The 26304-nt window shown below is 33.0% G+C and carries 27 protein-coding genes; 9 read left to right on the top strand and 18 right to left on the bottom strand.

The window, feature by feature from the left end; translation table 11 throughout:
• The first annotated feature begins 72 nt into the window (after window positions 1-72).
• Window positions 73-1218: a beta-aspartyl-peptidase gene (gene iadA, locus LQ617_RS11435; protein ID WP_239740445.1), complete on the top strand. Its 1146-nt coding sequence runs from the start codon at window positions 73-75 to the stop codon at window positions 1216-1218.
• A gap of 53 nt (window positions 1219-1271) precedes the next feature.
• Here the strand turns inward: iadA and LQ617_RS11430 are convergent, their stop codons facing one another.
• Window positions 1272-1643, bottom strand: coding sequence for a winged helix-turn-helix transcriptional regulator (locus LQ617_RS11430; protein ID WP_025906885.1), 372 nt, complete (start codon window positions 1641-1643; stop codon window positions 1272-1274).
• Between the two features lie 119 nt (window positions 1644-1762).
• Here LQ617_RS11430 and LQ617_RS11425 point away from each other — a divergent pair, with 119 nt between their 5' ends.
• A complete protein-coding gene (locus LQ617_RS11425) occupies window positions 1763-2953 on the top strand; it encodes an MFS transporter (protein ID WP_239740444.1) in 1191 nt (396 codons plus the stop codon).
• 69 nt (window positions 2954-3022) lie between these two features.
• Here LQ617_RS11425 and LQ617_RS11420 read toward each other — a convergent pair whose 3' ends face one another.
• Window positions 3023-3739, bottom strand: a complete 717-nt coding sequence (locus LQ617_RS11420) for a tyrosine-protein phosphatase (protein ID WP_239740443.1) — start codon at window positions 3737-3739, stop codon at window positions 3023-3025.
• A gap of 186 nt (window positions 3740-3925) precedes the next feature.
• Between LQ617_RS11420 and LQ617_RS11415 the strand changes: the two genes are divergently transcribed.
• On the top strand, window positions 3926-4528 hold the full coding sequence (locus LQ617_RS11415; RefSeq protein WP_037589109.1) for a nitroreductase family protein: 603 nt from the start codon (window positions 3926-3928) through the stop codon (window positions 4526-4528).
• An 84-nt stretch (window positions 4529-4612) separates the two neighbouring features.
• On the top strand, window positions 4613-4795 hold the full coding sequence (locus LQ617_RS11410) for a hypothetical protein (protein WP_025906889.1): 183 nt from the start codon (window positions 4613-4615) through the stop codon (window positions 4793-4795).
• 616 nt (window positions 4796-5411) lie between these two features.
• On the opposite strand, the gene LQ617_RS11405 is transcribed toward LQ617_RS11410, so the two are convergent.
• From LQ617_RS11405 to LQ617_RS11370, 8 genes are all read right to left on the bottom strand, one after another.
• Entirely contained in the window at window positions 5412-5978 is a 567-nt protein-coding gene (locus LQ617_RS11405; protein ID WP_204168086.1) for a GNAT family N-acetyltransferase, read from the bottom strand.
• A gap of 13 nt (window positions 5979-5991) precedes the next feature.
• Window positions 5992-6861 (bottom strand): ROK family protein, encoded by an 870-nt coding sequence (locus LQ617_RS11400; RefSeq protein ID WP_239740442.1) that lies wholly within the window; start codon window positions 6859-6861, stop codon window positions 5992-5994.
• 69 nt (window positions 6862-6930) lie between these two features.
• A complete protein-coding gene (gene corA / locus LQ617_RS11395; protein ID WP_239740441.1) occupies window positions 6931-7875 on the bottom strand; it encodes a magnesium/cobalt transporter CorA in 945 nt (314 codons plus the stop codon).
• Window positions 7876-7962: 87 nt separating this feature from the next.
• Window positions 7963-8805 (bottom strand): formyltetrahydrofolate deformylase, encoded by an 843-nt coding sequence (gene purU / locus LQ617_RS11390; protein ID WP_037589969.1) that lies wholly within the window; start codon window positions 8803-8805, stop codon window positions 7963-7965.
• 118 nt (window positions 8806-8923) lie between these two features.
• A complete protein-coding gene (locus tag LQ617_RS11385; RefSeq protein ID WP_159315484.1) occupies window positions 8924-9784 on the bottom strand; it encodes an SDR family NAD(P)-dependent oxidoreductase in 861 nt (286 codons plus the stop codon).
• A gap of 17 nt (window positions 9785-9801) precedes the next feature.
• Window positions 9802-10119, bottom strand: coding sequence for a PTS sugar transporter subunit IIA (locus LQ617_RS11380; RefSeq protein WP_025904329.1), 318 nt, complete (start codon window positions 10117-10119; stop codon window positions 9802-9804).
• A 9-nt stretch (window positions 10120-10128) separates the two neighbouring features.
• Entirely contained in the window at window positions 10129-10431 is a 303-nt protein-coding gene (locus tag LQ617_RS11375) for a PTS sugar transporter subunit IIB (RefSeq protein WP_103361981.1), read from the bottom strand.
• A gap of 1 nt (window position 10432) precedes the next feature.
• Complete coding sequence (locus LQ617_RS11370) at window positions 10433-11530, bottom strand: DUF871 domain-containing protein (RefSeq protein WP_239740440.1); 1098 nt, start codon at window positions 11528-11530, stop codon at window positions 10433-10435.
• 114 nt (window positions 11531-11644) lie between these two features.
• Between LQ617_RS11370 and LQ617_RS11365 the strand changes: the two genes are divergently transcribed.
• Entirely contained in the window at window positions 11645-12943 is a 1299-nt protein-coding gene (locus LQ617_RS11365) for a PTS sugar transporter subunit IIC (RefSeq protein ID WP_037589976.1), read from the top strand.
• 780 nt (window positions 12944-13723) lie between these two features.
• Here the strand turns inward: LQ617_RS11365 and LQ617_RS11360 are convergent.
• The 3 genes from LQ617_RS11360 to LQ617_RS11350 form a co-directional block, all read right to left on the bottom strand.
• Window positions 13724-14221 (bottom strand): cysteine hydrolase family protein, encoded by a 498-nt coding sequence (locus LQ617_RS11360; RefSeq protein WP_204258904.1) that lies wholly within the window; start codon window positions 14219-14221, stop codon window positions 13724-13726.
• Window positions 14222-14511: 290 nt separating this feature from the next.
• Entirely contained in the window at window positions 14512-14994 is a 483-nt protein-coding gene (locus LQ617_RS11355) for a DUF456 domain-containing protein (protein ID WP_239740439.1), read from the bottom strand.
• An 11-nt stretch (window positions 14995-15005) separates the two neighbouring features.
• Complete coding sequence (locus LQ617_RS11350) at window positions 15006-16217, bottom strand: sugar efflux transporter (RefSeq protein WP_025907351.1); 1212 nt, start codon at window positions 16215-16217, stop codon at window positions 15006-15008.
• A gap of 134 nt (window positions 16218-16351) precedes the next feature.
• Here LQ617_RS11350 and LQ617_RS11345 point away from each other — a divergent pair, with 134 nt between their 5' ends.
• Window positions 16352-16999 carry an MOSC domain-containing protein gene (locus LQ617_RS11345; RefSeq protein ID WP_196308151.1) on the top strand — a complete coding sequence of 216 codons (648 nt, stop codon included), beginning with the start codon at window positions 16352-16354 and terminating at the stop codon, window positions 16997-16999.
• A 51-nt stretch (window positions 17000-17050) separates the two neighbouring features.
• Here LQ617_RS11345 and LQ617_RS11340 read toward each other — a convergent pair whose 3' ends face one another.
• Window positions 17051-17926, bottom strand: a complete 876-nt coding sequence (locus LQ617_RS11340; RefSeq protein WP_025907355.1) for a LysR family transcriptional regulator — start codon at window positions 17924-17926, stop codon at window positions 17051-17053.
• Window positions 17927-18088: 162 nt separating this feature from the next.
• Here LQ617_RS11340 and LQ617_RS11335 point away from each other — a divergent pair, with 162 nt between their 5' ends.
• Window positions 18089-18910, top strand: coding sequence for an undecaprenyl-diphosphate phosphatase (locus LQ617_RS11335; RefSeq protein ID WP_037589984.1), 822 nt, complete (start codon window positions 18089-18091; stop codon window positions 18908-18910).
• A gap of 76 nt (window positions 18911-18986) precedes the next feature.
• Here the strand turns inward: LQ617_RS11335 and LQ617_RS11330 are convergent, their stop codons facing one another.
• The 3 genes from LQ617_RS11330 to LQ617_RS11320 form a co-directional block, all read right to left on the bottom strand.
• Window positions 18987-19526 carry a ribonuclease FAU-1 family protein gene (locus LQ617_RS11330; protein ID WP_025907360.1) on the bottom strand — a complete coding sequence of 180 codons (540 nt, stop codon included), beginning with the start codon at window positions 19524-19526 and terminating at the stop codon, window positions 18987-18989.
• Between the two features lie 203 nt (window positions 19527-19729).
• Window positions 19730-21622 carry a DHA2 family efflux MFS transporter permease subunit gene (locus LQ617_RS11325; RefSeq protein ID WP_239740438.1) on the bottom strand — a complete coding sequence of 631 codons (1893 nt, stop codon included), beginning with the start codon at window positions 21620-21622 and terminating at the stop codon, window positions 19730-19732.
• A 12-nt stretch (window positions 21623-21634) separates the two neighbouring features.
• The gene (locus LQ617_RS11320) at window positions 21635-22282 is read right to left on the bottom strand and encodes an HlyD family secretion protein (RefSeq protein WP_037589989.1); all 648 of its coding nucleotides are present in this window, start codon (window positions 22280-22282) and stop codon (window positions 21635-21637) included.
• Between the two features lie 209 nt (window positions 22283-22491).
• Between LQ617_RS11320 and LQ617_RS11315 the strand changes: the two genes are divergently transcribed.
• Window positions 22492-23043 carry a TetR/AcrR family transcriptional regulator gene (locus LQ617_RS11315; RefSeq protein ID WP_025907366.1) on the top strand — a complete coding sequence of 184 codons (552 nt, stop codon included), beginning with the start codon at window positions 22492-22494 and terminating at the stop codon, window positions 23041-23043.
• 457 nt (window positions 23044-23500) lie between these two features.
• On the opposite strand, the gene LQ617_RS11310 is transcribed toward LQ617_RS11315, so the two are convergent.
• Window positions 23501-25015: a phospholipase D family protein gene (locus tag LQ617_RS11310; protein WP_239740437.1), complete on the bottom strand. Its 1515-nt coding sequence runs from the start codon at window positions 25013-25015 to the stop codon at window positions 23501-23503.
• A gap of 127 nt (window positions 25016-25142) precedes the next feature.
• Between LQ617_RS11310 and LQ617_RS11305 the strand changes: the two genes are divergently transcribed.
• Window positions 25143-26252 (top strand): 5-methyltetrahydropteroyltriglutamate--homocysteine S-methyltransferase, encoded by a 1110-nt coding sequence (locus LQ617_RS11305; protein ID WP_037589994.1) that lies wholly within the window; start codon window positions 25143-25145, stop codon window positions 26250-26252.
• Window positions 26253-26304 lie beyond the last annotated feature (52 nt).

The following is a 26304-nucleotide window of genomic DNA, read 5'->3' as shown; positions in this document are numbered from 1 at the left end:
TTTGCTACATTTTGATTTAACGACATACTTACACTAAAATATATATAATGAAAGCTTTAAAGGAGGATGCTGATGTTTACAATTATTAAAAATGGTGATGTATATTCACCGAACTATAAGGGTCAGCAATCGATACTTATTCAAGGGCGATCTATTATTAAAATCGGAGATATAGATATTGAATTAATAAAGCAATTGGATCCAAACTTAAAGATCATCGATGCTACAGGATATACGGTTATGCCTGGGATTATAGACCCACATATTCATTTGCTCGGAGGTGGCGGAGAAGCGAGTTATGTGACAAGAACACCAGAAGTTCAATTAACAAATTTAATATCAAATGGTATTACAAGCGTAGTTGGCTTAATAGGTACAGATGGTATTTCTAGAACACTAACGAGTTTATATGCAAAGGCTCAAGCATTAGAAGCTGAAGGTGTCTCTACATATATGTACACAGGTAATTATCACTTACCTGTTACTACAATTACAAACTCCATCAAAGAAGATTTGTTTTTAATTGATAAAGTGATTGGCACTGGTGAAATAGCAATAAATGATTTCAGATCATCTATTCCTACAACTGAAGAACTCGCGAGAATTGTGGCTGATACAACAGTTGGCGGAATGCTAAGTGGAAAAGCTGGTGTCACACATTTTCATATAGGTACAGGTAAACATAAACTGAAACAAATTCATGACCTAATCGATCATTTTGATGTTAAACCGAACAAACTATATGTGACACATTTTGATAAAGGGATAGATTTGTTAGAAGAAGGTATTTCATTAAGTCATAAAGGTGTGTATGTTGACTTAACAGCAAGTTCAAATACAATAGAATACGTCAATTATTACCGAGCACATGGAGGAGACATTTCAAAATTAACCGTTTCTTCAGATGGACATGGCAGTTTACCTAAATTCGATGAACACAATCAACTTGTAGGTTATGACGTTGCAAACTGCAGTACGCTAACAGACCAATTATTTAATTTATTGGTACAAGACTCGAACTGGGAAGAAGTGATTGCTTTATTTACTTCAAATGTCGCAAACGTATTAACACTACATCATAAAGGTCATATCGAAGAACACTATGATGCAGATATATTAATAATTGATCCGAAAAAGAAACAAATAAAAGATGTATTTGCAAAAGGACAACATATGCTTTCAGATTATCAAATGATTAGAAAAGGTATGTTTGAATAAGATACAAAACAAGCAGGGACAAAAATTTGTCCCTGCTTGTTTACACTTTCTACTTAAATTCCATCTATAAATTCTACGGAATCAAGCTCTATTTGCTCGCCGTCTTCTTTACGTTTTTTAATATGGAATTCTCCCCATTTACATAAGTGCTCTAGTAATTCATTTAGTGTACTACCATATTCTGATATCTCGTATTCAACTTTTGGTGGTACTTGTTGATATACAATTCGATTAATAATGCCATCTTTTTCTAATTCTCTTAATTGTTGCGTTAACATTTTTTGTGTAATATGCGGAATAGCTTTTTTAAGTTCAGATGTTCGCATTGTTCCATGCTTTAAATGACACAGTATCACTGGCTTCCATTTACCGCCAATGACATCTATTGTTGCTTCTACACCAATATTATATTCCGTAACTTCCATCATGATTCCTCCCTAAGGCACTTTTTAGTACCTATATGACTTTAAAGTGCGTACTTCCTATTTGTCTTATTACGTTTTAAAATATCACATATCTTATAACAAAGGAAGGAATATAAAAATTGAAAAACAAATTTTCGAATCAACTCGCACTTATATCACTTGCTATCTCAGCTTTTGCTATTGGTTCTACGGAATTTATTAGCGTAGGATTACTCCCATTAATTAAAGACGCCTTTGATGTGACGATCCCATTAGCAGGACTTACTGTATCTTTATATGCTATTGGTGTTACAGTTGGTGCCCCTATTTTAACGCCTTTAACAAATAATATGAAAAGAAAGACTGTTTTGATACTCATTATGGTTGTGTTTATTATTGCTAATGTATTTGCAGGACTTGCAACATCATTTAGTTTATTACTTGCTATGAGAGTGCTTAGTGCTTTCTCACATGGTGTATTCATGTCTATTGCAACAACCATTGCAGCTGACTTAGTCCCTGCGCATAAACGTTCAAGTGCCATCGCCATGATGTTTACAGGTTTAACAGTTGCAACGATTACAGGTGTCCCATTTGGTACTTGGGTCGGTCAAAACTTCGGTTACGAAATGTCATTCTATACGATTGCTTTGATAGGACTCATTAGTTTAATCGCAAATATATCATTCGTTCCAAAAAATTTAACAGAATATGAGCAAGCACCTATTATTAATCAACTTGCTGTCTTTAAAAACAAACCGCTTATGTCTATTTATTTAATTACAGCGCTTGGCTATGGTGGTACATTTGTTGTTTACACTTATATGACTGAAATTTTAACGAATATATTAGGTTATGACTCAAATAGTATTGTTATGATTTTAATATTGTATGGTGTAATGGTTGCGATTGGTAATACATTAGGTGGAAAATTAACGAACCATGCGCCAACGAAATCATTAACGATTATTTTTCTATTACAAGCATTAACGTTATTACTTGTTGGATTTACGATACATTTTCATGTCGCTGGTCTTATCAGCATATTATTAATGGGACTATTCGCATTTATGAATGTTCCCGGATTACAACTCATTGTCGTACTTTTTGCTGAACGTAATAGTAAAGAAACTGTCAATTTCGCTTCAAGTTTAAATATATCTGCATTTAACATAGGTATTACACTTGGATCTGTTATCGGCGGATTTATATTAAATCATTTAACATTATCTAGCACGCCTTATTTCGCATTCATCATGGTGCTTGTAGCAAGTATCTTAATGTTTGTCGTCAACAAGCATGAAACAACTGAACCTTTACAAACAACTTAGGTATAAAAATAGCGAGAAATGTATGAGATATCAACCGGTATCTCATGCGTTTCTCGCTTTTTAAATACTTCATATTTCTTCATTTTTTAATATTTTTCGTGCATTCTCTTTCAATCGTGTGACAGTTTCAATACCTTTCGTACGTTCTAAAAATTCATATGCTTCTTTAATATGAAAGTTTCTATTGGATGTATTATGGGCATCACTTCCAAGAATATGAATCGCATCTTGTTCTAATAAATATTCAGCTACTCTTTTAGCATCTTCACCATATTTATTCACTAAAGAGCCTGCTGTAACTTGACATAATGCGCCTCTATCAATTAAATCAAATAAAATTTGTGGATCATCTTGAATAGGAATGATACGTTCTGGATGAGCTAATATTGGACGGTATCCGGCATTAAATAACTTTTCAAATGTTTGTTCAGCAAATTCTGGTATCGAGAAAAATGGAAACTCAATTAACACATATCTTGAACCTTCAGTAATAGGTAACAATTCACCGGATTCTAATCCTTCAAGTTCTTCGCCAAACATATGAATTTCTTGGCTAGGATAAACTTTAATATCAATATGATGATCATTTAATAGAGATTGTACTTCTTCAGTTCTACTTTTAACGATATCGGCATTATTTCTAAACCGATGTTTTATATAATGAGGTGTTGCAACTATATCTGTTATACCAATTTTCTCAGCTTCTCTTGCAAGTTCAAGCATACTTTCCTCATCTAATGGACCATCATCTAATCCATATAATAAATGATTATGAATATCTATCATGTGCACCTCTCCTTTTATTACGCAACTATAATCATACAACTTTATTCCCTTATTACCTATATTGTAACAAATAACTGTTTGTAACCAGTATTAAAATGACTGATTTTTGTAAATAAGCAGAAAAGTTGTTTTTAAAACTATTTTATATGAACATAAAAATATCGACATATAAGGAGTGGAAAAAACATGGAATTAGCAAAAGCATTAGAAAAAAGACGCTCTGTTAAATCTTATGAGCCATACGATTTAGATAGAGAAACAATTTATAATTTATTAGATCAAGCTGCATTATCACCTTCAGCTTGGAACTTACAACAATGGAAAGTAATCGTTGTTGATACAGACGAAGCAAAAGAAAAATTATATAACGCAGCTAATAAACAAATTAAAATAAAAGAATCTAGCGCGACATTTATCATTTTAGGTGACTTAAATGCACATGAAACAATTGGTGATATCGCAGATGACTGGATAGACCATAAACATATACCAGCTGATAAGAAATCAGGATTAATACAAAGTGTCCACCAATTCTTTGAAAGTGATACAAACAGAAGAGACGAAGCAATACGTGGCGCTTCATTATTTGCAATGAGTTTAATGTTAGTCAGTGAAGACGCAGGACTCGCAACTTGCCCAATGATAGGCTTTGACAAACAAGCAGTAATTGATGCATTTAATATTGAAGATAACTTAGTACCAGCAATGCTTATCTCAATTGGTAAAGGTGAAATGAATAATGATAGAGCCTCACGCATACCAGCATCAGCATTTGCGAAATTCGAATAAAGAATGTTCTAAATTTGTAAAAAACTCACCTCATTCATGCATAAAAAAGTATTATAATGAAAGTAACAAAGTGAGGTGTTTAAGATGAACAAACGTTATCAAAAGGTTCTAGTACTTTACTTAATTTCAACGTTCGTGCCATATGCATTATTCAGTAGAAAAAATGATAGCACATTAACTAAAACTTGGTTACCAAGTTCATTAGTAGGATACGGTATCTTTGCATATGGACTCAAAGTTTTAACAAAAATGAAAAAAGCAGCTTAACCATAAGCTGCTTTCCGATTAGGAGCAATATGAGCAAACTGAACTTATGTAAGTTCAGTTTGTTTTTTTGTTTGGGGGGTGGATGGTGGGAAAGTCTTGGCTTTATTCGGTACTTAAGCCATGACTTGGACGATCTCTTGGCTTTACTCTGTACTTAAGCCAAGACTTACTCGATCTCTTGGCTTTATTCGGTACTTAAGCCAAGACTTGGGCATTCTCTTGGCTTTACTCATCACTTAAGCCATGACTTGGACGATCTCTTGGCTTTATTCGGTACTTAAGCCATGACTTACTCGATCTCTTGGCTTTACTTGGGACTTAAGCCATGACTTGGACGATTTCTTGGCTTTATTCGGTACTTAAGCCAAGACTTACTCGATCTCTTGGCTTTATTCGGTACTTAAGCCATGACTTGGGCGATCTCTTGGCTTTATTCATCACTTAAGCCATGACTTGGACGATCTCTTGGCTTTATTCGGTACTTAAGCCATGACTTGGGCGATCTCTTGGCTTTATTCAACACTTAAGCCATGACTTGGACGATCTCTTGGCTTTATTCAGTACTTAAGCCAAGACCCAAGACTCTAACCTACACCACCCACACTATTACACACTACTACTTCTCACTTTTTACCATTTCTGCATATTCTGTATCCGTTATGGTATAAATGACATCGTCTACTACTTTTTCTTTATGAATTCTGTTTTTAGGCATAACACCTATTTTCTTCATACCAAGTCTTTTCATCACTTCGCCTGATTTCGGATTAATTGTACTGTGCATTGCTTTTACTTGATTAAGTCCTAATGTTTCAAATGAAAGTGATAGCAATGCTAATCCCGCTTCTGTCATATAGCCATTACCTGTATATTTTAAGTTAAGGGCATAACCGAGTTCTCCTCGCTTATGTTCTTGCTCAACTCTTAAATCAATTGTACCTATTAATTTATCTTCGGATTTTAATTCGATACCGTACTTTCCTAATGGCGCTCTCATATAATAACCCGCAATTACACTTTTAGTTTCTTCTTTAGATAAGTGTGTTGGAAATACATGTGTTGTATTTTCAACATCAGATGCATATTCGAATAATGATTCAACATCATTTAAATTAATAGGTCTTAATATAAGTCTTTCTGTTTCTAATATTTGATTTTCTGCTAATTCTACTAATACATCCATACTTAACACCTACTTATGATTGATATTCGTTCAACGCTAATGCTAGACAACCGATTATACCTTGGTCATCATTTAAACTTGGTGTAACAATATATTCTTCAACTGGTGGCACTGCAATATAGTTGTTATTCAATCGTTCAAATTGCTCATGCACTTTTTTTAATAAATGTGTTTGATGCATCACACCACCGCCAAAAATGATTTTTTCAGGAGACAACATAAGTGCAGTATTAAGTGCTGCTTGTGCAATATAATAAGCAACGATGTCCCAATCTTTATCATTTTCATGAATTTCTTTGGCAGAAATACCTGCTCTTTTTTCGATTGCTGGACCTGAAGCTAAACCTTCTAAACAATTACCGTGGTACGGACAATTACCTTCAAAGTCTTGATCATCTTTATGAATTTTAATAGACATATGTCCCATTTCAGGATGACTTAACCCTTGTACAATTTTCCCTTTAACGATCGCACCGCCACCGATACCAGTACCTACTGTATAGTAAACCGCTGAGTCAATATTTTTTGCGATTCCTTTTTTATACTCACCGTATAAAGAGGCATTTACATCTGTTGTAAATGCTACAGGTACGTCGAAATGTTCTTGAACTGCTCCTATAAAATCAAAATTTTGCCACGCAATTTTTGGTGTCGAAGTGATATATCCATATGTATCAGAATCTTTATTGATATCTATCGGTCCAAATGATCCTATACCTATACTACTAATTTGATGTTGTTTAAAAAATTCTATAACTTTAGGTAATGTTTCTGACGGCTCAGTTGTTGGTATAGAGATGCGTTCAATTACATTTAAATCTTCATCACCAACTGCACATACAAATTTCGTTCCACCCGCTTCAATCGCACCTAGAAGTTTCACTTATATCACACTCTTTCCCATTTTATTTATTTTCACAAATCATACTCTAAATCATAACGCATACGTTCATTAGAACCATCTCTTCTTCTTGAAGACGATTAACATAATAATTGCTATAACGGCCATAATAACGAGAACAATATAATACCCATCATGCCATTCGAGTTCTGGCATATTCGTAAAGTTCATCCCGTAAATACCTGCAATTAAAGTTAAAGGCATAAACACAACAGAATAAATGGTTAATATTTTCATTATATTGTTCATCTTGAATGAGTTCAAAGAAATATAATTATCTCGTATATCACTCGTCATTTCTCGTGACGAATCTACCATTTCCATTTGTTTCATAAGGTGGTCATTAATATGCGTAATATATAGAAATTGTTGTTCATTAAGATGCAACACTTTACCCTCACGCATTCTATATACTAAATCCTTCATTGGTTGAACAGTTCTTTTAATAATCAATAATTCTTCTCTTAAATCAAATGTATCATCGATTAACGTCTTTGTTGTAATATCTAAATTATGACGATCTTCGAAATTAAATACTTTGTCTTCAATATCATAAATAAACGGAAAATAGTTATCTACTATATCATCTAGAATATGTAATAGTATATCTTTAGGTTCATTTATTTCGATCGTTTCATTAAATAACTTTCTTTTGATTGTATCGATTTCTTCATAACGTTCTCTATGGAATGTCACGATAAAATCATCACCAATAAAGATATCCACTTCTTCAGATTCTAAAGTCTTTAAATCCAATGCATGGAATACAATAAATTGATAATCATCATATTGTTTAAACTTCGGTCTTTGTTGAACTTGCGTTGCGTCTTCTACTGACAAAGGATGAAAATTAAAATAATCAACTAATATTTCGGATTCTTCTTTAGTTGGTTCATTTAAATCCACCCATATCCATTTTTTCTCTTCTGAAATATCTTTAGGTGAATTAGTTTCTTTTATTTCATCTTTTAAATTGACATAATAAGTTTTAATCATCTTTTTCACACCATTTTTCGCTTTACTTTATTTCATATTATACAACTAAAAAAGCAGTGAGCAAATATACTCACTACTAAAAATAAATTATGAAAATACTACTGTCTTATTACCATTTACGATAACTTTATGTTCACAATGCCATTGCACCGCTCTCGCTAATACTTGAGATTCAACATGCCTACCTGTATGTTTCATATCTTGTGCAGTATATCTATGATTAACTCTTACAACATCCTGCTCAATAATTGGTCCTGCATCTAAATCTTCAGTCACATAATGACTCGTCGCCCCAATTAATTTAACACCTCTTGTATAGGCTTGTTTATAAGGGTTCGCACCAATAAATGACGGTAAGAATGAATGGTGAATGTTAATAATTTTCAAGTGATGTCTTTCAACAAATACTGGTGATAATATTTGCATGTATTTCGCAAGTACAAGTAAATCAACATTGTAGCTTTCACAAATGCTTGTAATTTCATCTTCACTTTCACGCTTTGTTTCTTTTGTTACGCTAACATGATGAAAAGGAATGCCCATATCCTCCACAAATTTGCGATTATTCTCGTGATTGCTGATGACACAACTGATTTCGATTGGAAATTCTTGTCGATTCGCTCGTAACATAATTTCACTTAACGCATGGTCTTCTTTAGACACAAGTAACGCTGTTTTCACTTTTTCTTCAGCATCAAAGATTTGAAAATTAATCTTTCTATTTGTCAGTTCATTCTCTAAAAGTGATTTAACTTCATCGTTTTTATCAAATTCTATACGTAAATATAAATGATTTTCTTCTTCTTGTATGTCTGTATAGTGATCTAAATGAAATATATTTGAATTTGTATCTTTTATAATAGTGGATATTAATGATGTAATGCCAATTTCATCTTTACAATCAGCCAATAAAATATAATGCTTACTCATGTGCCTCATCCTTTGATTAATTTTGGAAATATTCTTACAATATCAACTATTATAAAATTTAATTTAAAAGAAAACAATAAATTACATCATTACATTTAGATGTAAACGTATTCATTTATTATTTTTCCCAATACATGAATTGGTCTAGTTGTAATGATGCTAACGTCTCACGAATTAATCTTTTGCGATCATAGTAATTAAGGCCATGTGATTTAAGTTTTGTAATCTTTCCTTCTTGAACATATTCACCTTTATACAAATTTTTATCTTTTGATACTTTAATGGTCGACTTAGCACCTTCTTTAGGAGAAATAAATAATGGATCAAATATTTTATAAACTAAGTTCCCAAATGTTTGATTATATTTTGTTTTTCCTAAATTAGTTGAAACCGCACCTGGATGTACTGCCGTAACATGTAAGCCATCTTTTGAAAATTTCTCATGTAATTCTTGCATAAAATATAAAGTCGCAAGTTTAGATCTTCCATAAGACTTAATCGGATTAAACCTTAATGGATACTTAAAGTTTCGTCTTCCAAGATGTGCAAATAAATATGCGCCAGATGATACGATAATAATTTGTTTGTCATGGCTATTCATAATTGAACCAAATAAAATATGCGTTAACATAAAGTGTCCTAAATAGTTCGTACCAAACATTAATTCGTAACCATCTACAGTTTTTTGTCTTGTTAATGACATGACGCCTGCATTATTGATGAGACAGTCGACATAAGGATATCGTTCTAAAACAAGTGTCGCAGCTTTCATAACATTTGCTAAATCTGATAAATTACACTTAATAACATCTACTGTAATATGTTGATGTTCCGCTTCTAAAAGCTTTTTTAAGTCATTACCTTTTTCAACATTTCTACATAACAAAATAATAATGTCATAATCGTGTGCTAATTCAATAACGGTTGATTTTCCTATTCCTGAAGTTGGTCCAGTAATTGCTAGAATTCTATTCGACATTGTTTATCTCCTTATTTTTATTGCTTTTTCACATAATTTTGATGTACATAAATCAGTTCTTTAGCCATTTCTTTAATGACTTCAGTAGAAATAAGTTGATCTTCAGCATGAGACAATAACAAATTTAAAGGAACCGGCTCACCTGAAGCTTCTGCTTGGATCAGATCCTTATGCACTTTATGTCCTTCAACTAAAAATTGATTGCCTTCAGAAACTAAGTTCTCAGCTGTTTCAAAATTGCCTTCTTTTGCTTCTTGAATTGCTTGCATATAATTACTTTTTGCCATTCCTACATTTGTAATAATTTGAAAAGCAATTTGTTCATATTTTTCCATATTCTCACCTTATTCCATTAAGCTTTCGGCATGTTTCAATACACCTTCTCCATCCATCATGCCATATTGTTGCATATCAATAACGTCTACTGGTACTTTACCATTCGCTACTTTTTCTACTTGTGCTTTTTGAAATCTTACTTGTGGTCCTAGTAGAATAACATCTACTTCATCAACTTTTGTTTCTGCTTCTGATAAGGCTAATGCCTCTACTTCGTATTCTTTACCTTCTTTATTTGCAGTATCTTGCATTTTTTTAACTAACATACTTGTAGACATACCCGCTGAGCAAACTAATAATATTTTTTTCATGTTAATCTTTCTCCTTTATATTAAATTTAAAATGTGCCCAAGGTTTTAAATAGTTGAGCAGTGGTAAATCATGTGGCTCAATTCTGCCAATAACATTGACTTTCCCAGTATTGAGCATCGGCTTTAATGCAATTTGTAATTCACCTTTATATTGACCATATTCTTCATTGTCTATTAATATGTCACCACGTTTAATGGCAACTGTATGATGTGCTGGAAATGATTCATTTTTATACTTCACACGACTTTGTGTTGAACGAATCATGTACTCACTCACATCACCTCTATAAAAATGAGGCTCTTCGATTGCAATTTTCTTCTCTAAGTCAGATATTTCATCAAATAATTTTGCATCAAATGTAATAGGTTCATTTATCAAATGACTCAAAATCTCTAATTCCGCTTCCGAAGGGTAACAATTGCTAATAATGACATCATCTATCAATCCAGTTGCCCATAAATGCTGTGCTTGGGTCGTTACTGGTAAACCTCTATGATCTTCTAAAGTTGGCAAACCTTCTGTAACAGGCCACGGACCAAAGTCAGCTACTTTACTTGAAACAAATGCTGCAGTTCTTAAACCATATTTTTTAAATTTTTTACTACCTTCTAAAAAGAATGCTTCGGATATCCCTGCATATCGATGCGGATAAAAATTATGACATCCTACTAAACAAGCGCGATTCGGCTCAAAATCCATCACATTATCAATATAATGATTCATCACACTCATATTCAGTTCAATCTTTATGCCATAAGGATTATAAGTCATATCACTTGTTTCTTTCGCACCTACCCCTTCATCAAGTCTTATACCGTCTACACCTAGATCATTGAAAAAAGATAAATCATTTGGTTCGATGCCGAGTACTTTGAATGTGCGAGGTGCCACATCTATAAAAATTTCAAAGTTTAAATTTTTAGCATAACGAATTGTTTTTTCAATGACTGGTAACAATGTCGCTTTATTTTCATCGGTAAGTTGCAATAAATTTGTAAATATTCTCGTAAAACCGTATTGATGGGCTTTTTCGATATATTGAATATCTTCATTTTCATTTGATTTTCCTGGATATAAAGAAATTCCTAACCGTTTCATCAAACTTCACTTCCATTCACAATATATTTCTTTTTTTATAATTTTGAATATTTTATCTATTTAGTTTATACTATAACAAAATTGAAGCGCTTACAAACGAAGGGGGATTTTTTTATGAATAACTTTGCGACATGGATAGAAGGCAAACTTTCAGGTCCAATGACCAAGCTTTCTAACCAGCGTCATTTACTCGCCATTCGTGACGGGGTTATTTCAGCACTTCCATTTATTATATTCGGCTCATTCTTCCTAATATTTGCGACACCACCGTTACCAGAGTCGTGGGCAATTACTCAGTGGGCAACAGAACATGCTGAGCAAATTTTAATTCCATATAGAATGACGATGTTTATCATGAGTTTGTATATTGTGTTTGGTATAGGTTACAATCTCGCCAAATCCTATGACTTAGATCCATTGTCAGCAGCACAACTGTCCACTGCTGCATTCTTATTAACAATCGCACCAACTATGGATAAAAAATTAGGTTTCGTATTACCAATGACCAATTTAGGGGGTCACGGACTATTTGTTGCAATGTTTGTTGCGATATTCTCAGTAGAAATATATCGATTATGTAAAAATAAAAATATTACGATCAAGATGCCACCTCAAGTACCGCCATCAGTAAGTCGCTCATTTGAATCTTTAATCCCAGTAGTATTTGTACTCGGTGCAATGAGTATCATTACAGTAGTATTCCAACTTGATTTACATACACTCGTTGATAAAATCGTAGGTCCACTCGTCTTTGCAGGTGATACATTGCCTGGTGTACTAGTACCTGTATTCTTAACAACTTTCTTCTGGGCATTTGGTATTCATGGTATGTCAATTGTCGGGACAATCGAGCGTCCACTATGGGAAGTTTATTTAGCTAAAAATGCAGAAGCACATGCTGCCGGTGAACCATTACCGCATATAGCACCAGAAACATTTTTCCAATGGTTTGTTTGGATAGGTGGCGCAGGTGCTACATTAGGACTTGTCATTTGTATATTATTATTTGCAAAATCTCAGTTCTTAAAGAAATTCGGTAAAGCTGTATCAATACCATCATTATTTAATATTAATGAACCAGTAATATTTGGATTACCAATTGTATTAAATCCAATCATGGTTATACCATTTATTATCATTCCATTAGTATTAACCGTCATAACCTACTTAGCAACATTATTTGGACTCGTAAATGCCACAAGCGTAATGGCACCATGGACATTACCAGCTCCAATCGGTGCATATTTAGCAACAGGTGGCGATTGGCGAGCAATAGTTCTTGTACTATTTAATATCGCCGTATCAGTCATAATATATTTCCCATTCTTCAAAATGTACGACCGTAAAATGGTCTTAGAAGAAAGCGGCGAATCAAAAGAACAAATCGAACAAGATATGAAAGAAGGCAAATAGTAAGAAAAGAGGAACCCTCAGGGACGCAGTTTCATTTGTCCCTGAGGGTTTTATTGTGATATGTAGGGAATGTCTTGGCTTAATTTAGGCATTAAGCCATGACTTGGGTGATCTCTTGGCTTTATTCAGTAGTTAAGCTAAGACTTGGGGGATTTCTTGGCTTAAGTTAGGCGTTAAGCCATGACTTGGACGATCTCTTGGCTTAAGTTATACATTAAGCCATGACTTGGACGATCTCTTGGCTTTATTCAGTAGTTAAGCTATGACTTGGGACATCTCTTGGCTTTATTCAGTAGTTAAGCTATGACTTGGACGATCTCTTGGCTTAAGTTAGTAGTTAAGCTATGACTTGGGCTATCTCTTGGCTTAATTTAGACATTAAGCCATGACTTGCGGCATCTCTTGGCTTTATTCGGGAGTTAAGCTAAGACTTGGACGATCTCTTGGCTTTATTCAGTAGTTAAGCTATGACTTAGGCTATCTCTTGGCTTAAGTTAGTAGTTAAGCTATGACTTGGACGATCTCTTGGCTTAAGTTAGTAGTTAAGCTAAGACTTGGGACATCTCTTGGCTTTATTCAGTAGTTAAGCTAAGACTTGGATGATCTCTTGGCTTAAGTTAGACGTTAAGCCATGACTTAGGCTATCTCTTGGCTTAAGTTAGACGTTAAGCCATGACTTAGGCTATCTCTTGGCTTAAGTTAGACGTTAAGCCATGACTTGGGACATCTCTGTTAGCATTCCTAATATTCATTCAATACAATGTTATGTATTATACTAGTTTAAGAATTTTTATGATAAATCAAATATTCATCAAGATAAGGCACTTCAATAACTTTCGACCAATTTAATATGGACCCAATAAAATCATTAATGTCTAATCCAGGCATATCATATGTATTTTCATCATTTACTGTTCCGCATGCATCTTCAACTACATGAACTTTAAGCCCTAATTCAAAAGCTGAAATTGCTGTAAAAAGGACACAATATTCAATGTTAAATCCGACTATAACTAATTCAGTTACTTTATATTCATCTAATAAGATTTTTAAAGGAGTATTAAAAAATGCACTAGGTGTATCTTTTTTAATAAGAATATCACTTAAATTATTTATATCATTATCTAATTCTCCACAATCATCATGTTTTATTATGAAAATAGGTAAATTTTCATTTTTAAATAGTTCACCTATAGCTAATATTTTATTTTTAGTATCACATCCATTCTCACCTTTTAAAAACTTTTTATGTACATCTATTATCAATAAGCCTTTCATATATTCCACCTCAACAGATTCAAAAATAATTTATTTTATCTATTTAGCTATTTTTAACTTATATTATCATTTGAGGAAAATAATTACAATTTACATTCTGTACATCATTAAAGTCGTGAGTTTATTCCACCATTAACTCACATCTTTCTGCATCCATATCCAACACACCTTCTCCCCCCATACCCAACAAACCTCCACACCTAAAATAAACCACCACTCCCCCATATTCCTCATTCCAAATAAAAAAGCCTAGTACAGCTTATATTCTGTACCAGGCCTTCCCTACTATATTAAATTATAATATCAATAAAGAACCAGATAATCATGACTACCATAATCAATGCTTTTGCTATTGAGCTTGTTAAGAAACCAAGTAATGATCCTACGCTTGCATTTGTTGAAGCTGCGATATCACCTTTTTGAATGATTTCTGTTACAAATACTAATACAAATGGAACGATTATAATTCCAAATGGAGGAAATACGAAACAACCGATGATGACACCGACTGCTGCCATTGTCTCTCCTAATTTAGAACCTCCAAATTTCTTAACGAAATAACTATTCATAATGATATCTGACAAGATCATAAATATTGTAAATACAATCATTACTACCCAAAATACCCAAGACAATTTGCTTGAATCAATTGCAAAGTGATAAATGAAATACCCTACCCATATAAATAATACGGATGGAATTATAGGTTTCACTAATCCTATAAATGCAATTACAAACATTAAGATAATTAATATCCAACTTATTGCTGTCATTTTTATATCTCCTAACTTACTTTAGTTTCGTTATGTGTCGTATGTTCTACTGTGAATATAAGTAATACAAATGCTACTGCTATTGATAAACTTGAAACAAAGAATACATTGCCTAGTCCAACGAGATCACTCATAATACCACCTAATAAATTTCCACCTAACTGACCGATTACCATTGCATTGGCAAATAATGTTGATGCGTATCCTGGAAATTCTGGTAAAATATCTTGAAAATAACTAATACCTAAACCGAGTAAAATAGCTAAGAAGAATGCTAATGCGAGTTGTCCTATCAACATTGCGACGAAACTATCAAACACCCCGATGCTAAAGTAATAACCGAATCCAAAAATAGATCCAACCATTAGTAATGTTTTTGTTTTGAACTTACTTGCAATAATACCAAGTATAATCATAAACGGAACTTCTAAGCCCGCACATAAACTTGCTAAATAGCCGACATGTGATTCATTGTCTTTAAGATATTCTGTTACATATAATGGCATATTCAGCGTGTACATCCACTGACCGACATGTAACAAAATGAATGCTAGAAATGGTATTAATAATGTCGGTTCTTTCATTAAGTTTGGTGCTTTCTTTTCAGTAAAATTACCGATAGCATTTTTAATAACTTTCTTCGGTTCTTTATAAAATATAATTAATAATACTAAAACTGTTAAAAATAGTGCCACCGTTCCACCAAACAATCCATCATATCCAAAAGCACTTAACAATACTGTCCCAATTAAAGGACCAAATAAAAATCCTAATGAAAATGTAGAACGTAGAACTGTATTAGCAAATATACTTCTATCTTTATAAGCTGATTCATTAATTGATTCACGTGCTGAGGCATACATTTGAGGCATTGCTGGTGCAGCTAAACCTTGGAACATTGCGTAAAGTGCAATGAACACCCAAATAGTATGTATGTAGAAATAAATGGAGAAACATAGTGCACCCATAATAAGTGCGGTAATGATAAGATATTTACGATTAATTTTGCCACTATCTGAAAATCTAGCAACAATAGAGTTCACTGTAAATGATGCCCCTGCTGCAAGCGCCATTAACAACCCATATTGTCCTTTCGTCATGCCTAAATGTTGCGTCGCATACAACACTAGGAATGGAACAGTAATCGCAACTGCCATACCAAGTAAACCCATATTTGCTGTAAAGAGTTTATAATTTTTTATTTGAAATAATTTCAAAAACATGAATTCACAACTTCCTATATTTTATTATATGCTTGTACTTTAAAGCTTATCCTCTGCTACGTCAATGCTTTATTGCTATAATTCACATTAACCGGTAAAATCATTATTAAATATTGTAAAAAGGAGTCATTCTAGTGAATTACAAAGTAGATTATATATCAGTCGGAAAAATTGCCAATATCACATTTAGCGATCAAAAATCAAAAAAGACTGCCATTTTCAAAGAACCTTTTAAAGATAAGATGTACTTAACACATACAGGCTTTGTTGAAGACGAACAGCAATACAAAGGACATGGTGGACCTGAAAAAGCACTCTGTTTTTACAGCAAAGATAACTACGCATATTGGGATGACATTATTGATTTGTTACCAAAGTATGCAATTTTCGGAGAGAATATAACCGTTTCAGGTTTAACAGAAGAAGATTTAAACATTGGTGACACTTACGAACTTGGTGAAGCGATTATTCAAGTTTCATGTCCAAGACAACCTTGCGCTACAATTGCACAACGATATGGCATTAAAGATTTAGTTAAACGCATGGCTGATAGTTATCGAACAGGCTGTTACTTCAGAGTATTAAAAGAAGGATACGTTTCACAGAATGACAATATGAGATTAATTGAGCAAACTGAGCCTAAACTATCGATTTATGAATTGAACGAAACACGATTTAAAGATAGTAAAAATCTACAGCGTATCGACAATATTTTAAATCATGACGCGATTAATGATGAAACCCGCGAAATATTTATGAAGTTGAGAAAACGTCTGTCATAAAAATCAATATAACGAAAGCAGAAAAGAAATCCGTAAAGATTTCTTTTCTGCTTATTTTTTACCTATTTCAAGCTGATTAATATAGTTCTTTAAGACTTCTATGAATGATTTCACTTGTGGTAATTGTAATACGTTATGTTCATAACATATATATGTAGACCTTGTCAGTGGTTTACGCATGACATTCAATTTCTTGATTTCAAATTTATCTGTATCGATATCACCTATAACGAGTTCAGGTAAGACTGTTACACCTACACCATTTAATAGTAATGCTTTACATGTAGCGATTTGATCGACTTTAATGAGTGCATGATATTCTTGTTGTAAGTAATCTGAATACCACTCTTCTATTTGTTTTAAGTAGATAGGTTCTGCTTGAAACTCGATCATTGGTAAAAGGTGTAGATCTTGTTTTCTATTTTTAGGATATATAAAGTAATGCTGTTCATTAAGTAGGAGATCATTTTGAACATTCATGACTTCGTTTCCTCTTACAACCATGATGTGAAAGTCATTCTGATATTGTTTAATGTGTTCACTTGAACCGATTTGTAACTGTATATCCACATTAGGATATAAGTGCGTGTATTCTCCTAATACTTGTGGGAGAATAGTCTGTCCGATTAATGAAGATACACCTATTGAAATGCTACCATTTACTTCGCCTATTTTAGAACTGATTTTATCTAATAATAAACGTTCTTCTTTTAACATTTTTCGAGCGTGCTCAATCACTAGTGAACCTTCATTTGTTGTTATCAATTGCTTCTTTGTTCTTATAAAAATATCTATACCGAAAAAGTTTTCAATTGTTTTTAACCTTTGACTCACTGCCGGCTGAGATATATAGAGAATGTCTGCTGCTTTCCTTAATGTCTTTACGTCTTCTAATGTTACCAGTAACTTATAATCGTCTACTTTCAATTGACACACACTCCTTACTTTCATTATATTATAACACGATTTGCCTACACGACCACGCCTACAACTTTAGACCGAAATATAAATTTTTTTATTTCATAAATTGAAAGTCGATTCATAATTCGTTATAGTTGAGCATGTATATTAAATAGGAAGGATCATATCATGCTTATTATAGAAATTATTAAATATGTTTTTCTTGGGTTACTTCAAGGTATAACTGAACCAATTCCGGTTTCTTCAAGTGGACACCTTGTGATGGCACAAGAATTTTTAGGATTACATACGGACGGTTTAACATTTGAAATTGTTGTGAATACCGCTTCATTAATTGCCGTGCTTATCTTATTTAGAAAAGATATTATCACGCTTATTGTTGATACACTTAAATATATTAAAGGTGACCGTACCGAATCGATTAAGAAAAATTTCCAACTTGCGATGTACTTAGTCATTGCAACGATTCCTGCAGGTGTTCTAGGTATAATCTTTAAAGATATTATCGGGGATACTAAAAGTGTGATTATGGTAGGTATCATGCTTATCGTCACTGGTATCGCATTGTGGTTTATTAAGAATAAACGTGGTCAAAAACTTGAAAAAGATTTGTCTCTTAAAGACGCTATTATCGTCGGTCTATTTCAAGCAGTTGCGTTAGTACCTGGACTAAGTAGAAGTGGTGCAACGATTGTTGGTGCATTAGGTGTAGGTATGAACCAAAAAACAGCATTTAAATTCTCATTCTTACTATATATTCCTGTAAGTTTGGGTACAGCTTTACTTGGTATTAAAGATATTGTTGAAACTCCACCCGATACATCATTGATGATTTCATATGTATTTGCATTTATTGCATCTCTTGTAGCAAGTTATTTCTCTCTAAAATGGTTACAAGGTATTATGGAACGTGGTCAATTAGGTATCTTTAGTAAATATTGTTTCATCGTAGGTCCATTAGCAATCATACTTGCGCTAATCTTCCTATAATAAAAAAACGGGGAATTCCATCTTTAAAGGGATTCCTCGTTTTTATATAGAAATATGCCATAACATTGTAGTTCAATCACTTCGCATTCATAATTTCGTGAAAACAATATCTGATTTTCTTTTCAATTCCTTTGAAATCCGTCTCTAATTTAAACATAATTTCATGAGCTGTAACATATGCCTTATGGAATTGGGCTTTGGATATTTTCTTCTCTTTGAGCATTCTTTCTAAATCATCTTCATCAACAAGTTCATATTCACCCGACTTCGGTATCACTAATACATCAAGACATAAATCTAATGTTCTAGCATTGCCAAGTTGTGTGATATTCCTCAAATTCACATCAAAATAGTATTGTACTGGTTTATTCTGTTTATCGTACATTACAGTGATACTATATGGCTTCTTTTCAGGTAAGATTTGCATCCACTTATATCCATTATCCGCAACTGTAATTTCCCTGCCGACCACATTTACTTGTAAAGGCTCTTTTACTTGTACCATTGTTACTAATCCAACTAGCCCTTTAAAATGATTGGTGTCCAATACAACTTCTTTATATTCGCGATTAAGGAGACGTCGCCAATGACGTTTGTCAATATACTTAACTTTCATAAGTTACCAACTCCTTTTTTACATTATATAAAAAACCATGTCTAATTCAAAGCATTCAATATAGAATTTCATAAATTAAATTACTATTCTAAAAAAACACTACAAGAAACTTCACTGTTTCTTGTAGTGTTTAAACAATTAAACATTAATATATAATTTAAAAATACAAAATGAAATTATATTTTTATATCTAGGAGTTCTTACTATTCATTTGATAAATAATGAGATTTACCTTTTAAGAATAAACTTAAAATTAAAGCAATCACACTGAATAATGTTGCAATCCAGAATGCATCGTTAATACCTTGAACTGTTGCAAGTTTATTGAAGTAAGTAAATAGTGCAGTTGTACCTGCTTCTTGACCGCCAACAGAATCTGACAAAGCTTTAATTTGTTCTTGGATCATAGGATTTGTTGAATCCATATTATCTGACATATTTGCTAAATGTGATGTCGTATTTTGAGTCATTACTGTAACAAGAATGGCTGTACCGATTGACCCTGCTAATTGTCTTACCGTATTACTAATTGCATTACCATGCGGAATTAATCGTTGTGGTAATGAATTCATACCTGCTGTCATAATTGGCATCATGATGAAACTCATACCAAATGAACGGACAATATAAATAACAAGTATTGTTGTATATGGCGTATCCATATTTAACTGTGTCAATTCCCAAGTAGCAAATGTCATAATTGTTAAACCAATTAAAGCGAGTGGTTTAATACCAAATGAGTCTAACATTTTACCAGCTATAGGACCCATGAAGCCCATTATAAGTGAACCTGGTAATAGTAATAACCCTGAATCTAGTGGTGTGAAACCACGTAAATTCTGTAGATAGATTGGTAATAAGATCATACCACCGAATAAACTCATTGTTACGATAACGTTAATGATCGTAGTCAATGTAAAGCCTGAATATTTTAATGCTGACATATCAAGCATTGGATTTTTCATTCTCACTTCACGAATAACAAATAATGCTGTGAAGATTACACCGATAATCAATGATAATAATACTGTTAATGAAGTCCAACCATCGTTACCCGCTTCACTAAATCCATAAAGCAATAATCCAAATCCTAAAGTACTATAGATAATACCTTGAACGTCTGGTTTTGGATTAGAAGTTTTTTGATAAATTCTAAACCAGAAGAAACTAATAAATATTGCAACTAAACCAATTGCAAACATACCATAGAACATGACATTCCAATGATAGTTTTGTACGATCCAACCTGATAATGTCGGTCCGATTGCTGGTGCAAGAATAAATGCAATACCTAAAGTACCCATTGCCGCACCACGTTTTTCTGGTGGGAATATTGTCATAAATACATTTGAACCTAATGGCATTAACACACCTGCACCAACTGCTTGGATAACACGACCTGTCATCATCATTGGGAAGTTAAATGATAAAGCACATATAATTGATCCAACTGTAAACAACGTCATTGCTATAAGAAATAGTCTTCTGTATGAATATTTACTTATTAGAAATGCACTGATTGGTATTAAGATACCATTCACTAACATAAATCCTGTCATTAACCATTGTCCTGTAGACGCTGAAATACTGAACTCATTGTTAATAACCGGTAAAGCAACATTTAATAATGTTTGGTTTAAAATAGCTATAAACATACCAAACATCATCGCAACTAAAATTTTGTTTCTTGAAATACCTTTGCCATATACGAAATTGACATGATTTTTCTTAATTTGTTCATTAATTGGTTCGTCTTCGTTTAATTCCATACCACGATCAGATAATTCAGTATGCTCATGTGATTCACCTGATTCTTTATCATGCTCTTCAGAAGACATTTTGTTAGAAGTCGTTTCGTTCATCTCTGAGTCAGATGACTTATGTTCAGCTTCCATTTTTTCAATATGTGAACGTTCTGGTTGATGATTGATATTATCATCTTTTGATTTCAATTGTGTTTCTTTGTTCTCTGTTGTTTCATCAGTTACTTGCTTAGAAACTGATTTACTTTTTTTGCGTTTTAAAACAAATGCATTAATTCCAATCCATAATAGGATTGCTACAATTATATAAGCCACCGTAAAGGTTGATGTCATAATACACCCTCCTTAATTCTTGTGGATTCGAACTTCAACATTCATTCCTGGAACAACATTTGTTGATGGCTTAGAATCAAATGTGATTTTCACTGGAACAACTTGTGTCACCTTTGTATAGTTTCCATTACTATTTGATGAAGGCATCAATGAGAAACTTGATGCAGTTGCTAATCCAACTTGAGACACTTTACCTTTAACACTAGCTTCTTGTCCGTCGATATACACGTCAACAGCTTGTCCTTTTTCAACATCTTCTACATCTGTATCGTCAATGTTTGCTGTTACATATAAATCATCAAAGTTATATGCATATGCGATTGGTGATCCAGCTTGAACTAAACTGTTTTCTGTTGCAGAAGTTTTTACGATTGTACTTTTAGATGGTGCTTTAATGTCCATTTCTTGAGACTGTCCATCTTCACCTTTACCAGCTACTTCTCCGATTTTGTCGCCTTTGTCATAAGTTTTACCTTCTTTAGCGTCGAAGCTTGTTAAGTTACCTGATACTGGGCTAGCAATTTTGATTTGCTCACCGTCAACTTTTGCATTTTCTGTTTTTACATAATCTGTTGCTTCACTATAATAATGGAATCCTACTAGGCCGATAGCCACTAAAATTATTATAGTGATAACATTTACAAGCACTATTTTTTTCATTACTTTATTTCCTCCAAATTTCAATGATTTATTCATTATACGGCTCTGGAATCATGATTTAAACCAACAAATTAAATAAGTTTGTCGGGTTAAGATGGCGGAAAAATCAGATAATTATTCATAATATCTACATATTTAAATGGTATATGAATGTATCTTTGAACGGCTTTTTGTTAAAATATTAGGTATGTATTTATTCGAGGTGACCTATGAAAAAACATGCGAGACAACTAATCATAAGTAATATGGTTTACTTATTAGAACATTATCATTTTGATGAAATCACAATAAAAATGTTATGTGCAGAATGTGGTATCAATCGTTCAACATTTTACGCACATTTTAAAGATAAATATGAAACGTATGAAGAAATCAAACAATTTCATATGACGAACTATGAAACTTTAATGGATAATATAGAACAATCTATCCTTGAAAACCCCGATAAAAGAAGAAAGTATGTTAAACAGTACTTTACGAATGTCTTTTATTACATATCAAGACATCAGAGGTTTTTCACAAGCGTCTTCGTTGTCCACCCAGAAAAAGAACTGATCATCAGCTTTATCAAACTCATTAAACTAAGATTTGAAAAATTGATTACACGAATAGGTACACTTCAAGACGTCAATTTCTTCCTTGACTATACAGTCGGCGGACAAATCGCTACCATTTATAGTTGGCTAAAAAACGGATGTGTAGAAAAACCAGAAAAAATGGCAGATATTATGTATCGGAATATTATTAAGATTAATAGATAAGGACACGATATCTCTCAGTCTTCGTGCGGTACACCCTTATTTTGTACTCTAGCGCACGATATCTCCGACTCTTCGTGCGTTATACCCTTATTTTGTGCCCTAGCGCACGATATCTCCGACTCTTCGTGCGTTATACCCTTATTTTGTGCCCTAGCGCACGATATCTCCGAGTCTTCGTGCGGTACACACTTATTTTGTACTCTAGCGCACGATATCTCCGAGTCTTCGTGCGTTATACCCTTATTTTGTGCCCTAGCGCACGATATCTCCGAGTCTTCGTGCGGTACACACTTATTTTGTACCCTAGCGCACGATATCTACGAGTCTTCGTGCGGTACACACTTATTTTGTACCCTAGCGCACGATATCTACGAGTCTTCGTGCGGTACACCCTAATATTCAGTCTCATCCAAAAAAAGACATTCACCTTCACGATGAATGTCTTTTTTATATACTGTTAAAAGCTTGATAAACCTGTACTTTCTTGAATTCTATATAATACTTTTTTCCATAGTGCTTCGTCTTTGAATTCATCATATTGTGCAGTCATATCGTGTTCACTATTATTCCAAGATTGTTTAAAGTTATTGGATAATTTTTTAAAGGCTGCATCATTTTGTTTACCTTTAATGATAATATCTGATTCTAAATTATAGTCTCCAATATTTCTTCTTGTTAAATTGGATGAACCTAATATCATCGTGGCACGATTGTTTTCATTTTGCTCAAACAACATATATTTAGAATGATATTGTTCGCCATTTGAACGAGCCCATCTTACTTTAATGCTTCCTTTTGAGCGATTGATCAATTCACTTGCAACCGGCTTATTTGGTACGCCTGGCTTTTCTTTACCAAATGCTTCTTTATTTATATCAAGTATCAGTTTGATATCCACATTTCTTTTAGAAGCTTTAATTAATTCATCAATCACATCTCTGTCTGAAAGATAAAACATACCTATTGAAATATGGTCTTTAGATTGTGCTTTTTTAATATTTTGAATGACTTGATCTTTAATTTTCCCTTCAGTCGCTAATTGCACACTATACTTGGCGTTATCATTCCAGCTATTGTTTTTAATTTTGAAATCACTTGGTGAGTATCGACCCCCACTCATATTCGCAACTGCAATTTCTGATTTAATAATTGCATTTTGAATTGGACCTGATACTCTAACACCAACATTTTGATGATAGCCACTAGGATCATGTGGATTACTAGATAAGATCATGCCATGTTTTTCTGTAACTAAAGTCTTTCTATGATTTGCTTTCATATTTAAAATATTTAAATAACCTCTAACTGTAACGTCTGGTGCTTCAGGGCTTAATGGATTACTTAATTTACCATTTTCACTATTACCAAACCATTGGAAAAATGTACGATACATGCCTGAATAAATCGGGTTAGAATCTCTTAATTCATTAAGATTTGTATAGTAAACATCTATATTATTGGCTTTTAAATCCTTAATATGATCTGGCGTGTATGAACCGTAGAATGAATTAAGTGGGTCTGTAATCACAATAATTCTCATATCTGGGTTTTCTTTTTTCTTATCAATTAATGATTGTGTAAGACGTTGAGATATTTTTGGATAAGTCTTGTCTCCCGTTTGATAATGATTAAATAAGAACATATCCATAATAATAAAATCATCCGCTTCTTTAATCGTCTCATTTACTTTATCAAATATTTCTTGATTGTACTGCATCTTATTCCCGTTTTTATAAGTGACATCTGTTAATAGTTCCACATGGTCTGTCATTGTTTCTGAACTCACTTTTGAAACGCCATGTGGTAAAGGTTTAAACACATGATAAATACTCATAGCTATCACAATTCCAATAATCAATAAAAGGAATCCATAAATATATTGCTTTTTATTTTTACGCTTTGATTTATCATTTTTCTTTTTTCTTTTTACAGACTGACTTTTCTTTTTGATATTTTTCTTTTTATTAGCCAAGTGTTTAATCCCCTCCTTTTTATTTATTATATCAAAACTAAATTGACATCGATGTATTACTTTGGTATTTTTAATTAATATTGAATTTTTCAGAATTTTTAGAGTATATAAACAGGAGTGAAGTAAATTGACAGAACAATTAAGACCTTTCCGTGCCGACCATGTAGGTAGTTTACTAAGAACTGAGCCTTTAAAGAAAGCTCGTCAACAATTTTCAGAAGGTACGATTACACAAGAAGATTTAAAGAAAGTTGAAGATCAAGAAATCGATAAGATTATTGAAAAACAATTAGAAGTCGGACTGAAGAGTATTACAGACGGTGAATTCAGACGTTCATATTGGCACTTTGATTTCTTAGAAAATTTAACAGGCGTAGAAGATTATGAACCAGAAATTGGTTTAACATTTAATGGCGTAGAGACTAAAAAACATGACGTAAGAGTTGTAGGAAAAGTCCAATACAACCCAGATCACCCTCACTTCGCACATTTTGATTATTTACATAAGCAAGTAAACGGAAGAGCTGTAAGTAAAGTATCTATACCGAGCCCAAACCAGTTATTCCATCCAAACATATTAAACCATGAAATCTATCCAGATATTTATGAATATGCGAAAGATGTTTCAGAAGCTTATCGTCAATCTATTCTTAAATTCTATGAATTAGGTTGTCGCTATTTACAAATTGACGATGTATATTGGGCTGGATTAGCAGCAACAAAACAATTAATTAAAAATAGAGAGCGTTCTGAAGAAGAAAAAGCAGAAGCTATCAAACTAGCAGCAAAAGTTGTCAATGATGCATTAGCTGATTTACCAGAAGACTTATTGATTACAACTCATATTTGTCGTGGTAACTATCAATCATCATGGGCAATTACGGGTGGTTATGAACCAATTGCGAAAGAACTATTCACTGAAAAGCTACAAGGTTTCTTCTTAGAATACGATGACAATCGTTCAGGAGACTTTGAACCATTAAGACACTTTGATAGAAACGATGCATATATTGTATTAGGTTTATTCACATCAAAAACTGGTGAACTTGAAGACAAACAAAATATTCTTGATCGTTTAGACGAAGCAACAAAATACGTTTCAAAAGATCAATTATGCTTAAGCCCTCAATGTGGTTTCGCTTCAACAGAAGAAGGTAACATCTTATCTGAAGATGAGCAATGGCGTAAATTATCTTATGTCATCGAAACTGCTAAAGAAATATACGGAGAACTATAATTCCGCAAAAAACCACCCTTATAATGGGTGGTTTTTTGTGTCTATTTCCTCT

The sequence above is a fragment of the Mammaliicoccus sp. P-M59 genome (assembly GCF_022386135.1).
In the GTDB taxonomy this organism is placed as follows: domain Bacteria; phylum Bacillota; class Bacilli; order Staphylococcales; family Staphylococcaceae; genus Mammaliicoccus; species Mammaliicoccus sciuri_A.
This window is presented reverse-complemented; position numbering and strand designations above follow the sequence as displayed.